This window comes from Microbacterium sp., assembly GCF_011620665.1.
Classification (GTDB): domain Bacteria; phylum Actinomycetota; class Actinomycetes; order Actinomycetales; family Microbacteriaceae; genus Microbacterium.
Genome location: NZ_WOYQ01000037.1, coordinates 24464 through 38468, shown reverse-complemented (window position 1 = coordinate 38468; position 14005 = coordinate 24464). Strand labels below are relative to the sequence as shown.

Below are 14005 nucleotides of genomic sequence, written 5' to 3'. Positions count from 1 at the left end.
AACCCACAACCGCGAGACACCGTCACTGCCCCGAGACCCCCGCTGTGGACCGGTGTCTCGGGGCACAGCAGGTGTCTCGCGGGCGGGTGGGCTATTCCACCGTCACGGACTTCGCGAGGTTGCGGGGCTGGTCGACGTCCAGGCCCTTGGCCGTCGCGAGACCCATCGCGAAGATGTGCAGCGGGACGACCGCCAGCAGCGGCTCGAACAGAGGGGCCGCGAGCGGGATGCGCAGCACCTCGTCGGCGAACGGCAGAACGGCGGCGTCGCCCTCTTCGGCGACCACGATGACGCGTGCCCCGCGTGCGCGGACCTCCTGGATGTTGGAGATGACCTTCCTGTGCAGCTCGGCCGATTCGCGCGGCGACGGCACGATGACGAACACCGGCTGGCCCGGTTCGATCAACGCGATCGGTCCGTGCTTCAGCTCTCCGGCGGCGAAGCCCTCGGCGTGGATGTAGCTGATCTCCTTGAGCTTCAGTGCACCCTCGAGAGCGATCGGATACCCGACATGGCGCCCGAGGAACAGCACCGACTGCGTGTCGGCCATCCAGTGCGAGAACTGCTCGATGTGGGCCTGCTCCTCCGCGAGCACCCGCGAGATCTTGCCGGGGATCCCCTGAAGCTCATGCACGTGAGCCGCCGATTCGGCCGCGGACAGGACCCCTCGGATGCGCCCGACGTGCAGCGCCAGCAGGTAGAGCGCGGTGATCTGGGCGACGAAAGCCTTCGTCGAGGCGACGGCCACTTCGGGACCGGCATGCGTATAGACGATCGCATCCGATTCGCGCGGAATGGTCGCGCCCTGCGTGTTGCAGATCGACAGCGTCTTCGCTCCGTGCTCGCGCGCGTACTTCACAGCCATGAGCGTGTCCATCGTCTCGCCCGACTGACTGATCGAGACGACCAGCGTGTCCTCCCCGATCACCGGATCGCGATAGCGGAACTCGTGCGCGAGTTCGACGTCGACCGGCACACGCGTCCACTGCTCGAGCGCATACTTCCCGACCATGCCGGCGTACGCGGCCGTGCCGCAGGCGACGATGATGATGCGGTGGATGCCCGCGAAAAGCTCGTCCATCCCGGACAGCTCGGGAATGACGACCGCATCGTCGTGCACACGACCGCGGATCGTATTGGCGACCGCTTCGGGCTCCTCCGAGACCTCCTTGGCCATGAAGGAAGACCAGCCGCCCTTCTCCGCCGCCGAGGCGTCCCACACGACCTCGAACGGCTCCACGTCGACCGCGTTGCCGGCGAAGTCGGTGACCGAGACGCCCGCGGGCGTGATCGCGACGATCTGATCCTGCCCGATCGCAAGCGCGTTGCGCGTGTGCTCGACGAACGCTGCGACGTCGGAGCCGAGGAAGTTCTCGCCCTCGCCCAATCCGATGACGAGCGGCGAGTTGCGGCGCGCTCCGACGACGAGACCTGGCCGTTCCTGATGCATCGCGAGGAGAGTGAAGGCACCCTCGAGACGCGCCGCGACCGTGCGGAACGCCGCGACGAGGTCACCCGATGCCGCGAACTCCCGACCGAGCAGCACGGCCGCGACCTCGGTGTCGGTCTCGGAGCGGAAGGTGAAGCCCTGGCCGAGGAGCTCGTCTTTCAGCTCGGCGAAGTTCTCGATGATGCCGTTGTGGATGACGGCGAGCTTGCCGTCGTCGGCGAGGTGCGGATGCGCGTTCGCATCACTCGGACCGCCGTGCGTCGCCCAGCGTGTGTGGCCGATCCCGGTCGTGCCGTCCGCCATCGGGTGCGTCGCCAGATCGTCGCGCAGCACCTGCAGCTTGCCGGCGCGCTTGCGCAGTCCCAAGTGCCCATCGGCGTCGATCACGGCGATTCCGGCCGAGTCGTAACCCCGGTACTCGAGACGGGCAAGGCCTGAGATCAAGATGGCCTGGCTCGGCCGCGGGCCGACGTATCCGACGATTCCACACATAGCGACCATGGTAGGCGGCATCCGCCTTGCCGACTCTTCCGGGCAGCGCCCTGGCGGAAGTCAGAGCTTGCGCAGGTGCACGCGCTCGACCGAGTGGTCGGCACCCTTCTTCAGGATCAGGGTCGCGCGGTGCCGAGTGGGCTCGACGTTCTCGCGCAGGTTCGGAAGGTTGGTGTGGTTCCAGTACCCCATCGCCGTGGTCATGGCTTCCTCGTCGGACAGCTCCGCGAACACCTTGAAGAACGAGTTCGGGTTGTTGAAGGCACTTCGGCGGAGAGTCAGGAACCGGCTGACGTACCAGGACGCGATGTCGTCGACGTCGGCGTCGACGTAGATCGAGAAATCGAACAGGTCGCTGACGGCGATCTCGTTCGGGCGCGGAGGGGGTGAGAGGACGTTCAACCCCTCGACGATGACGACATCCGGGCGTCGCACCGTGATCTGCGCGTCAGGCACGATGTCGTACCGCACGTGCGAGTAGAACGGCGCCCGCGCCTCGGGAGCACCGGACTTCACGTCCATCAGGAAGCGCACGAGCGCGCGGCGGTCGTAGGACTCGGGAAACCCCTTGCGGTCCATGATCCCGCGGCGATCGAGCTCAGCGTTGGGGTGGAGGAACCCGTCGGTGGTGACCAGTTCGACGCGAGGCGTGCCGGGCCAGCGGCTCATGAGCTCGCGCAGCAGGCGGGCGATCGTCGACTTGCCCACGGCGACCGACCCCGCCACCGCCAGGACGAAGGGCGTCGTGGAGTCCGGCTCCCCGAGGAAGTCGGCTGTCTCCGCGCCGAGCCGTTTCGTGTTCTCGACGTAGGTCGACAGCAGCCGGCTGAGGGGCAGGTAGACCTCTCGGACCTCCGCAAGATCCAACCGGTCCCCGATACCGCGCAGCTGCACGACTTCGGTCTCGCTCAGCGGATTAGGCATGCCCGCGGCCAGCCGCGCCCACTCGGAACGGCCGACCTCGCGATACAGCGAGTCGACTGCGAGCGTCGCGTCTTCGGTGGACATCGCGCCCACTCTATCTGTCGATACGCTGATCGAATGCGCTTGGGAGTACTCGACATCGGCTCGAACACGGTCCACCTGCTCGTCGCCGATGTGCACCCCGGCGGGCGTCCGCTCGCGGCGACCTCCCAGCGCACCGTCCTGCGGCTGATGCGCTACCTCCAGCCCGACGGATCGATCAGCGAACCCGGTGTCGCGGCGCTGGTGGATGCCGTGGCCCAGGCGCGCGCGACGGCCGAGGCCGAGAACGTGGTCGAACTGCTCGCGACGGCCACGAGCGCGGTGCGCGAGGCGACCAACGGCGCCGCCGTCATCGCCAGGATCGAGGAAGCCCTCGGCCAGGAGCTGCAGGTTCTCGGCGGAGAGTCCGAGGCACGGTTCACCTTCTTGGCCGTCCGCCGCTGGTTCGGGTGGTCGGCCGGACAGATCCTGCTCTTCGACATCGGCGGCGGGTCGCTCGAGCTCGCTGCCGGAGCCGATGAGCTGCCGGAGGTCGCGGCATCCGTGCCACTGGGCGCGGGGCGGACGACAGTCGAGTTCCTCCCGAACGACCCTCCCGGCGAGAAGGCCGTCGAGCATCTCCGTGCACACGCCCGCAGAGCGCTCGCGCCGGTTGTCGATCTCATGGCGGGTCAGCCCCGCCCGAACCACATCGTCGGGTCGTCCAAGGCCATCCGGTCCCTCGCGAAACTCGCCGGATACCCCGCTCCGGGATGGAGCGGCAGCGAGCGGATGCTGCTGCCCCGCGCGGCGCTCGGGTCGTGGATTCCGCGGCTCGCGCGCCTGCCGGCATCCGCCCGTCAAGAACTGCCGGGGATCACCGCGGACCGCACCTTCCAGATCGTGGCGGCCGCCGTCGTCCTCCATACCGCGATGACCGCGCTCTCCGCCGACGAGCTCGAAGTCTCACCCTGGGCGCTCCGCGAGGGCGTTCTGCTGCGCTACATCGAGTCGCTCAGCTGGAACGAGCCCGGCTGACGCCGAGCACCGAAGAGTCAGCCGCGGACGATCTCGGCCAGGCGCTCGGCGACGCGCCGGGCATCGTCCGTGGTGACCGCCTCGACCATGACGCGCACCATCGGCTCCGTACCCGAGGGACGCAGGAGAACACGGCCCGCGGCACCCAGTGCGGCCGAGGCGGCCTCCACGGCCTCGACGACGTCATCGTCCGTCGCCCGCGAGCGCGGGACCCCGCGCACGTTGATCAGAACCTGCGGGAACACGGTCATGACCGAGACCAGGTCCGCAAGGGACCGCCCCGTCCGCGCCATCTCGGCGCAGAGGTGCAACCCGGTGAGAACACCATCACCGGTCGTCGCGAAGCGGCTCATGATGACGTGGCCGCTCTGCTCGCCGCCGAGCGAGTACCCGCCGGCCGTCATGCGCTCGAGCACGTACCGGTCGCCCACCGCCGTGGTCTCGACATGGATTCCGTGAGCCTCCATCGCGCGGTGCAGCCCGAGATTGCTCATCACCGTGGTCACGAGGGTGTCGTCCTTCAGCCGCCCGTCGCGCTTCATCGCGACGGCGAGAACCGCCATGATCTGGTCGCCGTCGACGATGTTGCCCGCGGCATCCACCGCGAGGCACCGATCGGCATCGCCGTCGTGGGCGATGCCGACATCGGCGCCGGTGCGCACGACCTCGGCCGCGAGACGCTCGAGGTGGGTCGATCCGTAGCCGTCGTTGATGTTGATCCCGTCGGGATCCGCGCCGATCACCGTCACGCGTGCGCCTGCATTGCGGAAGGTCTCGGGCGAGACTCCGGATGCCGCACCGTGTGCGCAATCCAGCACGACGTGCAGTCCGTCGAGGCGGTGGGTCAGCGACGCGAGCAGGTGGATCGCATAGCGGTCCTCGGCATCCGAGAACCGTTCGACGCGACCGACGTCGGCACCCGTGGGCCGCAGCTTCTCGCCCGTCATGGCCTCTTCGATGCGCTTCTCGACATGGTCGGGGAGCTTGACGCCACCCCGCGCGAAGATCTTGATTCCGTTGTCTGGAGCCGGATTGTGGGATGCCGAGATCATCACTCCGAAGTCAGCGTCGATGTCGGCGATCAGGAACGCGGCGGCGGGGGTCGGGAGGATGCCGGCATCGAGCACATCGACGCCCGACGAGGCGAGCCCCGCCTCGACGGCAGACGAGAGGAAGTTGCCCGAAATGCGCGGATCGCGAGCGACGACGGCGGTGAGCCGCTTGCCCGCCGCGCGGCGCGCGTCTGCGATACGCCCCTGGCCCAGGACGACAGCAGTCGCCTGGGCCAGGGTGAGCGCGAGGTCGGCGGTGAGGGGGCCGTTTGCCAGCCCACGCACACCGTCCGTACCGAACAGCGCCATGAAGCGATCTAGCGCTTCGAGTACTGCGGCGCCTTGCGGGCCTTCTTGAGACCAGCCTTCTTACGCTCGATGACGCGAGCGTCACGCGAGAGGAAGCCGGCCTTCTTCAGGGTGGCGCGGTTGTTCTCGGCGTCGATCTGGTTGAGCGAGCGCGCGATGCCGAGGCGCAGCGCACCGGCCTGACCCGAAGGGCCCCCGCCGGAGATGCGGACGATCACGTCGTACGCGCCGACCAGATCGAGCACCGTGAACGGGTCGTTGATCAGCTGCTGATGCAGCTTGTTGGGGAAGTAGTCCTCGAGCGTGCGCCCATTGACCGTGATCGTGCCGGTGCCGGGAACCAGCCGCACGCGGGCGATGGCCTGCTTGCGGCGGCCGACGGCGGCGCCGGGAACGGAGAGCACGGGGCGAGGGGCCGCGACGACCGGGGCCGCCTCGCTCTCGGTGGTGTAGCTCTCGGGAGTCTCTTCGATGGAATCAGCGATCTTCGCCATGAGTTGTCCTTGTATCTCTCGTCGCGCTTACTGGGCGACCTGGCCGAAGGTGTACGTGGTGGGCTGCTGGGCCGCGTGCGGGTGTTCGGAGCCCACATAGACCTTCAGTTTCGACAGCTGCTGGCGTCCCAGGCTGTTTTTGGGGAGCATTCCGCGGACCGCCTTCTCGACGGCGCGGATCGGGTTCTTCTCCAGAAGCTCGGCGTACGACGTGGAGCGCAGTCCGCCCGGGTAGCCCGAGTGGCGGTAGTCCATCTTCTGCTGGAGCTTCTGACCGGTCAGGGCGACCTTCTCCGCGTTGATCACGATGACGAAGTCACCGGTGTCCATGTGGTTCGCGAAGGTGGGCTTGTGCTTGCCGCGAAGGAGGGTCGCGGCGTGCGAGGCGAGGCGTCCGAGGACGACGTCGGTCGCGTCGATGACGACCCACTCCCGGGTCACTTCACCGGCTTTGGGGGTGTAGGTGCGCGTCACAATAGTGCTGCTTTCTTGATTCGAACGGAGAGGTTCGTGAATCCCACTCCGGGGTGCTTCGCCAGGGGACATCGGTCCCTGAGCCTGCCGAAGGGCCAGTGGAGGGCTCACGTTCGCGGTGCCGGATCAGCAGAGCCGCACACCAAGGGTCAACACTACGGCATCCGGATGCCGGGACCAAACCGTGCCGCCGGGGAGGCCTCACGGCCGACTGCCGCCGCTCAGCGCACGACGGCGGTGACCGTCACCAGCCGCTCGAGCACCTCGTGGCTGACCGAGCCCAGAAGAAACCGTGCGAGCGCGCCACGCCCGTGCGTTCCGAGCACGATCATCCTCGCGCCGGCCGCGCGCGAATTGATCACCTGCGATGGATGCCCCTGTACCACCACGCGTTCGACCACGAGATCGGGGTAGTCGGAGGAAACGCCGGCAAGCGCGAGCGATTGCATCTCTTCCGTCATCGCCTGCATATTCGCCAGATACATGTCGGGGTACACCGCGAGGGTGTTGCGCGGTGCCGACAAGGGGGTCCACACACTGATCGCCGTGAGCGGCTCTCCCCAGCGGTCGGCCTCGCTCGCCGCGAACGCGAGGGCTCGCTCCGAGAGGGGCGAGCCGTCGAGCCCCACGATGATCCCCGAGCGCCCGACCTGCGTGACGTCGGGTACGACGACCACGGGGCACTTCGCGCCCGCCGCGATCCGTGTGCCATGGGGCCCGCGCGCGGGCCCGTGATCCGGACCCCGGTAGTCGCTGCCGATGACCAGCAGTCCGGCATCCGCCGACGCGTCGATCAGGTGCGCCACGGGGTTGCCGGTCAGGACTCGCGTCGTGATCGGAATGCCCGGTCCGACGCGCGCGACCTGTGCATCGAGCATGTCGTGCGCCGCCTGAGTCGCGCTCTCGAGGACGGATGGCTCACCGACGGCCCCCACGGCGCCGCCGACGACGGCGATGAGCTCGAGGCTCTCCTCTCGCGCGCGCGCCCGCGCGGCTGCCCAGTCCACAGCTCGGTCCGACACGGGTCCGCCCGCGACACCGACGATGATTCTCTCAGCCATGGTTCGTCCCTCCGATGGAGCCAGCTCTCCGCCCACGCTATCGAGCAATCACGTGGGGCGCACGCGCACGGGCCGGAGAAACCCCGCCCGCGGACACTCCCGGCTGTGACCCGGCTCAGCGCCGGCTCAGCTCTGCGGTGACGAGAATCGGCAGGTGGTCGCTCAGCCCCTGCGGCAGGGTCGTGATGTCACCGATGTCGACGCCGACGGACGTCGCGAAGTCGTAATGACCCTTGAAGAACTTGTAGCGGGTGTACGTCCGCGCATCGCTCAGTGTCAGCTCGTAGCCGGCTTCACGCACCTTCTCGCTGAGGTTCTCTTTGAAGACGGGGTAGTTGTAATCGCCCACCATCAGGATCGGCAGATCCGCACCCAGGGTCGACAGCTCCGCCAGCGCCGCCTGGATCTGCTTGCGGCGCAGCGAGTTGAGCGCCGTGAGCGGCGCGGCGTGGAAGCTCGCGACCGTGAAGTCGCGGCCGTCATCGATGTCGCGCAGCCGCACCGCCAGCATCCGCTCTTCCGCGGGCTTGAGCACGCGGTCGTGGAGGGACTTCTTCAACGCGACGGCACGGATCTCGAGCGCCTCGAACGCGTTCCGCCGGTAGTACACGGCCAATCCGAGGCGATTGCGTGCCGTGGCGTCGGCCAGCTGCAGGCTGGCGATCTTGGCAGGAAGAGCCTCGGTCACCGCCTCCTGCAGGCAGAGGATGTCGGCGTACGTCGACTCTACGAGGTCGTCGAGCTCGCCGACGGCCTTGTGCTTGTTGAGGTTGTACGAGATGACTTTCATCGGCGCCAGCCTATTCGTCGCACCTTGGGATCCGCTCAGTCTGCGTCTCGGCGTGCGCGGGTCTGCTCGGCACGCGCAGCGAGCAGCGCATCCGCCGGGTAGCCGACCTCCGACAGCGTGAGGCCGCGCGCCGGCAGCACCTTGAACGCGCTCGTGCGCAGCCGTTCGTCGCGGAGCCGAACGACGTCCGCGCGCTCGAGGCGCCCCTCGCCGACCGCCGCGCACGCGCCCACCAGTGCGCGCACCATGCTGTGGCAGAAGGCATCCGCCTTCACGCTCGCGATCAGGATGCCGTGAGCGTTGCGACGCCACCCGAACTCCAGCAGAGTGCGGATCGTGGTCGCATCCTCGCGCCACTTGCAGTAGGCCGCGAAATCGTGGAGCCCGAGCAGAGACCGGGCCGCGTCATCCATCGCCCCGACGTCGAGCGGCGCGCTCACGGTCGTCGTGCGGTTTCGTTCGAGCGGGTCGTAGCCCCGATCCGCGATGCGGTATTCGTAGCGTCGCCAGACCGCCGAGAACCGCGCGTCGAAGCCCGCGGCGGCCTCGGAGACCGTGCGGACGACGACGTCCGGGTACGGTCCGAGAACACCGTTGATGCGAGCGGCCAGAGCCTGCGGTTCGGGGGTGCGGCCCTTGGCGAGCCGCTCGCGCTGCGCGTCGGTGAGGTCGAGATGGGCGACCTGTCCGCTCGCGTGGACTCCGGCATCCGTCCGCCCCGCAACGACCAGTTGCGGGTTGCCGCCGAGGATGCGGGCGATCGCGGCCTCGAGCGTGCCCTGCACCGTACGCAACTCAGGCTGTCGCGCCCAGCCTCGAAAGCCGGTGCCGTCGTAGGCGATGTCGAGGCGCAGGCGCACGGCCCCAGCCTACTCAGCGAGCGGCGTCTACCTCGCCGCGTGTCGGGGGATTCGCGCCGGGGCGAGAGACCGTGATCCCGGCCATCACCGCCGCCCGCCGCAGCGCCCGCTCGAACACCGCCGCAGACTCGAACATCCGAGGATCGTCGAGGGCGCTGGAGATGAGGCTCGCCATGTAGGCATCGCCGGCGCCGATCGTGTCGGACACATCGACCGGGAACGCCGGGACCTCGCTGATCCCTCCGGGTCCCAGTCCGAGTGCGCCCTGTCCCCCGCGCGTGAGCACGACGATCCGGGGTCCGAGCGAACCGATCTCGGCGAGGACCTGCTCCGGCGGCAGCCCCGGGAACAGCCATGCCGCGTCTTCGTCGCTCAGCTTGACGAGGTCCGCCGCGCGGGCAGCGGCCACGAACCGCGCAAGCGCGCCCCGGTGCTCGCCCACGAGCGAGGGGCGGATGTTCGGGTCGACCGTGACGAGCGCACGCCCGGCCGCGTTCTGGAGTGCCGCGAGCACCGTGCCGCCGCCCGGCTCGAGGAACAGAGCGATCGACCCGGCGTGAACGGCTGACGCGCTGCCGAGGGATGGCGCGGGAATCCTCCAGTCGATCGCGAACTCGTACTCTGCCGAACCGTCGGCGCGGAGGCGCGCCCGTGCCGTGGGGGTGGCGGCATCCGTCCATGACTCGTCCGCGACGACCACACCGGACGCGGCCACGAGCGCGGCTATCCGGGAGCCGCGCGCGTCACGGCCCAGCCGGGTGAGCAGTCGGACATCGTGCCCCTGCCGCGCGAGCCCGACCGCGACGTTGGCGGGACTCCCGCCGACGAGCTCACGGTGCTCGCCGGCGCTGTCGACGATGTCGATGAGCGCTTCGCCGATCACGAGGACCTGTGATGCCATGGCTCCAGTCTGGCCGACCGCGCCCCAGCATCCGCATCTCGTCCGACCCGGCCTGCCCCCAGACGTGAAGAAGCCCGCACCGTTGCGCGGCGCGGGCTTCTTCACGAAAGTGGGAGAGAGTCCTACTTCTCCTCGGTGGGGGCCTCGACGGCCTCCTCCGCCGCAGCCTCGGCGGCGGCGCCTTCTTCGGGCGACTCCGCTCCGGCGTCGGCGGCTTCATCGACGGCGGGCGTCTCTTCGGCCTCGGCCTCGGCCTCGGGCGCGGGCGCGGGAACCTCGGCCTCGGCCTCGGGCGCGGGCTCGGCGACCGGGGCCGCTGCCGATTTCTTGGCCGACTTCGGCTTCGGGTTCACCGGTTCGAGCACGAGCTCGATGACGGCCATGGGAGCATTGTCACCCTTGCGATTGCCGATCTTCGTGATGCGGGTATAGCCGCCCTCGCGGTCGGCGACGAGCGGCGCGATCTCGGTGAAGAGCTCGTGCACGACGCCCTTGTCGCCGATGACCGCCAGCACGCGGCGACGAGCGTGCAGGTCGCCGCGCTTGGCGAACGTGATCAGGCGCTCGGCGAGCGGACGCACGCGCTTGGCCTTGGTCTCGGTCGTCGTGATCGACTTGTGGGTGAAGAGCGCTGCGGCGAGGTTCGCAAGCATCAGGCGCTCGTGTGCGGGGCCGCCTCCGAGGCGGGGACCCTTGGTGGGCTTGGGCATGTCAGTTACTCCAGGTCAAAGATGTCAGCGAGGGCCGGGCGGCTCAGACGGTTTCGTCGTCGTAGCCGCCGTAGAAGTGCGCGCCGTCGAACCCGGGGACCGAGTCCTTCAGCGACAGGCCGAGCGAGATGAGCTTGTCGCGCACTTCGTCGACCGACTTCTGGCCGAAGTTCCGGATGTTCATGAGCTGCGTCTCGGAGAGTGCGACGAGCTCGGACACGCTGTTGATGCCCTCGCGCTTGAGGCAGTTGTAGGAGCGAACCGACAGATCGAGGTCCTCGATCGGCATCGACAGCTCGTTGGTGAGCACCTGCTCGACCGGTGCGGGCCCGATCTCGATGCCCTCAGCCTCGACGTTCAGTTCGCGCGCCAGCCCGAACAGCTCGGTGAGAGTGCGGCCGGCCGATGCCACAGCGTCGCGGGGCAACATCGACGACTTGCTCTCGACGTCCAGCACGAGCTTGTCGAAGTCGGTGCGCTCACCCGCGCGGGTCGCGTCGACGCGATAGCTGACCTTCAGCACCGGCGAGTAGATCGAGTCGATCGGCACCTGGCCCGCCTCGGCGTACTCGTTGCGGTTCTGAGTCGCCGAGACGTAGCCGCGGCCACGCTCGATCGTCAGTTCGAGCTCGAACTTGGCCGAGTCGTTGAGCGTCGCGATGACGAGCTCGGGGTTGTGGATCTCGACACCGGCAGGAGCGGAGATATCAGCGGCCGTGACCTCACCGGCGCCGGTCTTGCGCAGGTACGCCGTGATGGGCTCGTCCCGCTCGGAAGAGACGACCAGCTGCTTGATGTTGAGGATGATCTCGGTGACATCCTCCTTCACTCCCGGAATGGTGCTGAACTCGTGCAGCACTCCGTCGATCCGGATGCTGGTGACGGCGGCGCCGGGGATCGACGACAGCAGGCTGCGCCGCAACGCGTTGCCGATCGTGTAGCCGAAGCCGGGCTCCAGCGGCTCGATGACGAACCGGCTGCGGAACTCGCCGATCTTCTCCTCGGTCAGAGTGGGACGCTGTGCAATGAGCACTATGTGTTCCTTTCGATCACGTGACCGCTATATGACACGTGTGGGTGGTGAGGTGTTGAGTTTTGTGAGGACGGATGACAGCGGCATCCGTCAGGAAATGCGACCGACTGACACAGGAACCGCCCAGGGGGTTCCTGTGTCAGTCGAAGAGTCAGACGCGCCGGCGCTTGGGGGGACGGCAGCCGTTGTGAGCCTGCGGCGTCACGTCGCTGATCGAGCCGACCTCGAGGCCGGCGGCAGTCAGCGAACGGATCGCGGTCTCGCGGCCCGAGCCCGGACCCTTCACGAAGACATCGACCTTCTTGACGCCGTGCTCCTGCGCTTGACGGGCGGCCGACTCGGCGGCCATGCCGGCGGCGTAGGGGGTGGACTTGCGCGAGCCCTTGAAGCCCACACCACCCGAGGACGCCCAGCTGATCACGGCGCCCGAAGGGTCGGTGATCGAGACGATCGTGTTGTTGAACGTCGACTTGATGTGGGCCTGGCCCAGCGCGATGTTCTTCTTCTCCTTGCGGCGCGGCTTGCGCGCTGCGGACTTGGCCTGTGCCATGTGCGTTTTCTCCTAGAACCTGTGAGAGCCGACGGCCGCGCCTTAGCGCGCCTTCTTCTTGCCGGCGACGGTGCGCTTGGGGCCCTTGCGGGTACGCGCGTTGGTCTTTGTGCGCTGACCGCGCACGGGAAGGCCGCGGCGGTGGCGGATGCCCTGGTACGAGCCGATCTCCACCTTGCGGCGGATGTCGGCGGCGACTTCGCGGCGAAGGTCACCCTCCACCTTGTATTCGGCGTCGATGTGGTCGCGCAGGGCGATCAGCTGGTCGTCGGTGAGGTCCTTGACGCGGATCGACTCGTCGATCTGGGTGGCCTTGAGGATCTCGACCGAACGGGTACGGCCGATGCCGTAGATGTAGGTGAGGGCGATCACGACGCGCTTGTCGCGCGGGATGTCAACGCCGGCAAGACGTGCCATGCGGTATCTCCTAGGAGTAGTGGAGGTGTGGAGCAGGATCGGTGCCCGGGCCTCCAGCCCGGGGTGTCCCCCCTCGCGGGGATCTGAACCTGCCGATGTGTATTCAGTTGCGCGCTGCCCTCTGCCGTCGGCGGATCAGCCCTGGCGCTGCTTGTGGCGCGGGTTCGACTTGCAGATGACCATGACGCGACCGTGGCGACGGATGACCTTGCAGTGATCGCAGATGGGCTTGACGGAGGGGTTGACCTTCATGATGTTTCTTTCGCTGTCTTCGCCGGGCACGATTCCCTCGAGGAGCTCAGGACCGTGGGGCGTTACTTCTCGACCGGGTCTAGCGGTAGCGGTAGACGATGCGCCCGCGGGTGAGGTCGTAGGGCGAGAGCTCCACGACGACTCGGTCCTCGGGGATGATGCGGATGTAGTTCTGCCGCATCTTGCCGGAAATCGTCGCGAGGACTTTGTGTCCGTTGCTGAGCTCAACGCGGAACATCGCATTGGGCAGGGCCTCGGAGATCACACCCTCGATCTCGATGACTCCGTCTTTCTTCGCCATACGCTCGCTAACGCTGGGCAGACCGGCCGGTCTGCGGTGGATGGGTTGTTCGGTGCAATGACACGCCAATGAAGGCGCAAGGCACCAAAGATCCAGTGTACGTGATAGTGGAGGATGCGGCAAACCGCCCCATCCGATTACGGGAAGAGCGTGGCGAACTGCCCCGCAGCCGGAATCGTCGAGTTCGAGATGACCTCGCCGTTGATCGCCAGGGTGGGCGTGCCGACCCCCGTCGATCCCGGCTGCACCGGTGTCTTGTCGGTCATCGCCGCCACGAAGTCCGTGTAGGTGCCCTCTGAGACACAGGAGTCGATGCCGTCGACGCCGACGCCGGCCGCGATCTCGAGGATCTGGTCATCGGTGAGGCCCGCGGAGTTCTCCGCCGGCTGCTGTTCGAACATCGCCCGCATGAACGGGATCGCGGCATCCGGTTCGGCTTCGGCCACGCAGTACATCGCGTTCGCCGCACGAGTGGAGAACGCCGTTCCCTGCGAGAACCTGTCGAGGATCGCAATCGGGTGGATGTTCTGTGTGATCGTGCCGTCGTTGACCAGATCGAGGATCTCGTCGCCGTAGGTCGACTCGAACTGACCGCAGATCGGGCACATGAAGTCGAGGTAGACGTCGAGCGACTGCTCCCCGTCACCGACGATGATCGCCCCGGTCGACTGGTCGATCCCTGATCCGCTGGGGAGCGTGCCCGGGTCATTGGCGGTGTTGTTCATCCACACGACGAGGGCGATCACGAGTGCCACGACGGCGACCACGGCGACGCTCACCCACACGGCGAACCAGTTGGTCTTGCCCGCTGCTGCCTGTGCCATGTTGGTGCTGCCTTCTCTCTCGCTGCCGTTTATCGCCTCTATCTTCCCCTAT

General features: G+C 67.8%; 17 protein-coding genes. 1 reads left to right on the top strand and 16 read right to left on the bottom strand.

Features of this window, described 5'->3' with window-relative positions; genetic code table 11:
- Window positions 1-91: 91 nt before the first annotated feature.
- Together glmS and coaA are read right to left on the bottom strand one after the other, a co-directional pair.
- Window positions 92-1942 (bottom strand): glutamine--fructose-6-phosphate transaminase (isomerizing), encoded by a 1851-nt coding sequence (glmS, locus tag QZV81_RS05355; RefSeq protein ID WP_292833886.1) that lies wholly within the window; start codon window positions 1940-1942, stop codon window positions 92-94.
- Between the two features lie 60 nt (window positions 1943-2002).
- Window positions 2003-2950 (bottom strand): type I pantothenate kinase, encoded by a 948-nt coding sequence (gene coaA / locus QZV81_RS05350; protein ID WP_292833883.1) that lies wholly within the window; start codon window positions 2948-2950, stop codon window positions 2003-2005.
- Between the two features lie 33 nt (window positions 2951-2983).
- On the opposite strand from coaA, the gene QZV81_RS05345 reads away from it, so the two are divergent.
- Window positions 2984-3925 (top strand): Ppx/GppA phosphatase family protein, encoded by a 942-nt coding sequence (locus QZV81_RS05345; protein ID WP_292833880.1) that lies wholly within the window; start codon window positions 2984-2986, stop codon window positions 3923-3925.
- Between the two features lie 17 nt (window positions 3926-3942).
- Here the strand turns inward: QZV81_RS05345 and glmM are convergent, their stop codons facing one another.
- The 14 genes from glmM to QZV81_RS05275 form a co-directional block, all read right to left on the bottom strand.
- Complete coding sequence (glmM, locus tag QZV81_RS05340) at window positions 3943-5286, bottom strand: phosphoglucosamine mutase (RefSeq protein WP_292833877.1); 1344 nt, start codon at window positions 5284-5286, stop codon at window positions 3943-3945.
- An 8-nt stretch (window positions 5287-5294) separates the two neighbouring features.
- Window positions 5295-5780 (bottom strand): 30S ribosomal protein S9, encoded by a 486-nt coding sequence (gene rpsI / locus QZV81_RS05335; RefSeq protein WP_292833874.1) that lies wholly within the window; start codon window positions 5778-5780, stop codon window positions 5295-5297.
- A gap of 27 nt (window positions 5781-5807) precedes the next feature.
- Window positions 5808-6254: a 50S ribosomal protein L13 gene (gene rplM, locus QZV81_RS05330; protein ID WP_292833871.1), complete on the bottom strand. Its 447-nt coding sequence runs from the start codon at window positions 6252-6254 to the stop codon at window positions 5808-5810.
- A gap of 221 nt (window positions 6255-6475) precedes the next feature.
- Window positions 6476-7315, bottom strand: a complete 840-nt coding sequence (locus QZV81_RS05325) for a universal stress protein (RefSeq protein WP_292833868.1) — start codon at window positions 7313-7315, stop codon at window positions 6476-6478.
- A gap of 115 nt (window positions 7316-7430) precedes the next feature.
- Window positions 7431-8105: an endonuclease/exonuclease/phosphatase family protein gene (locus QZV81_RS05320; RefSeq protein WP_292833865.1), complete on the bottom strand. Its 675-nt coding sequence runs from the start codon at window positions 8103-8105 to the stop codon at window positions 7431-7433.
- 35 nt (window positions 8106-8140) lie between these two features.
- Window positions 8141-8965, bottom strand: a complete 825-nt coding sequence (gene truA, locus QZV81_RS05315; RefSeq protein WP_292833862.1) for a tRNA pseudouridine(38-40) synthase TruA — start codon at window positions 8963-8965, stop codon at window positions 8141-8143.
- 13 nt (window positions 8966-8978) lie between these two features.
- A complete protein-coding gene (locus QZV81_RS05310) occupies window positions 8979-9866 on the bottom strand; it encodes a carbohydrate kinase (RefSeq protein ID WP_292833859.1) in 888 nt (295 codons plus the stop codon).
- Window positions 9867-9988: 122 nt separating this feature from the next.
- A complete protein-coding gene (gene rplQ, locus QZV81_RS05305) occupies window positions 9989-10576 on the bottom strand; it encodes a 50S ribosomal protein L17 (protein WP_292833857.1) in 588 nt (195 codons plus the stop codon).
- Between the two features lie 43 nt (window positions 10577-10619).
- Window positions 10620-11609, bottom strand: a complete 990-nt coding sequence (locus tag QZV81_RS05300) for a DNA-directed RNA polymerase subunit alpha (protein ID WP_292833855.1) — start codon at window positions 11607-11609, stop codon at window positions 10620-10622.
- Window positions 11610-11760: 151 nt separating this feature from the next.
- Window positions 11761-12159: a 30S ribosomal protein S11 gene (rpsK, locus tag QZV81_RS05295; protein WP_283716036.1), complete on the bottom strand. Its 399-nt coding sequence runs from the start codon at window positions 12157-12159 to the stop codon at window positions 11761-11763.
- Between the two features lie 42 nt (window positions 12160-12201).
- On the bottom strand, window positions 12202-12576 hold the full coding sequence (gene rpsM, locus QZV81_RS05290; protein ID WP_292833847.1) for a 30S ribosomal protein S13: 375 nt from the start codon (window positions 12574-12576) through the stop codon (window positions 12202-12204).
- 135 nt (window positions 12577-12711) lie between these two features.
- Window positions 12712-12828, bottom strand: coding sequence for a 50S ribosomal protein L36 (gene rpmJ / locus QZV81_RS05285; RefSeq protein WP_005050492.1), 117 nt, complete (start codon window positions 12826-12828; stop codon window positions 12712-12714).
- Between the two features lie 79 nt (window positions 12829-12907).
- Window positions 12908-13129 carry a translation initiation factor IF-1 gene (gene infA / locus QZV81_RS05280; protein WP_017201569.1) on the bottom strand — a complete coding sequence of 74 codons (222 nt, stop codon included), beginning with the start codon at window positions 13127-13129 and terminating at the stop codon, window positions 12908-12910.
- A 137-nt stretch (window positions 13130-13266) separates the two neighbouring features.
- Window positions 13267-13953: a thioredoxin domain-containing protein gene (locus QZV81_RS05275; RefSeq protein WP_292833844.1), complete on the bottom strand. Its 687-nt coding sequence runs from the start codon at window positions 13951-13953 to the stop codon at window positions 13267-13269.
- Window positions 13954-14005: the final 52 nt, after the last annotated feature.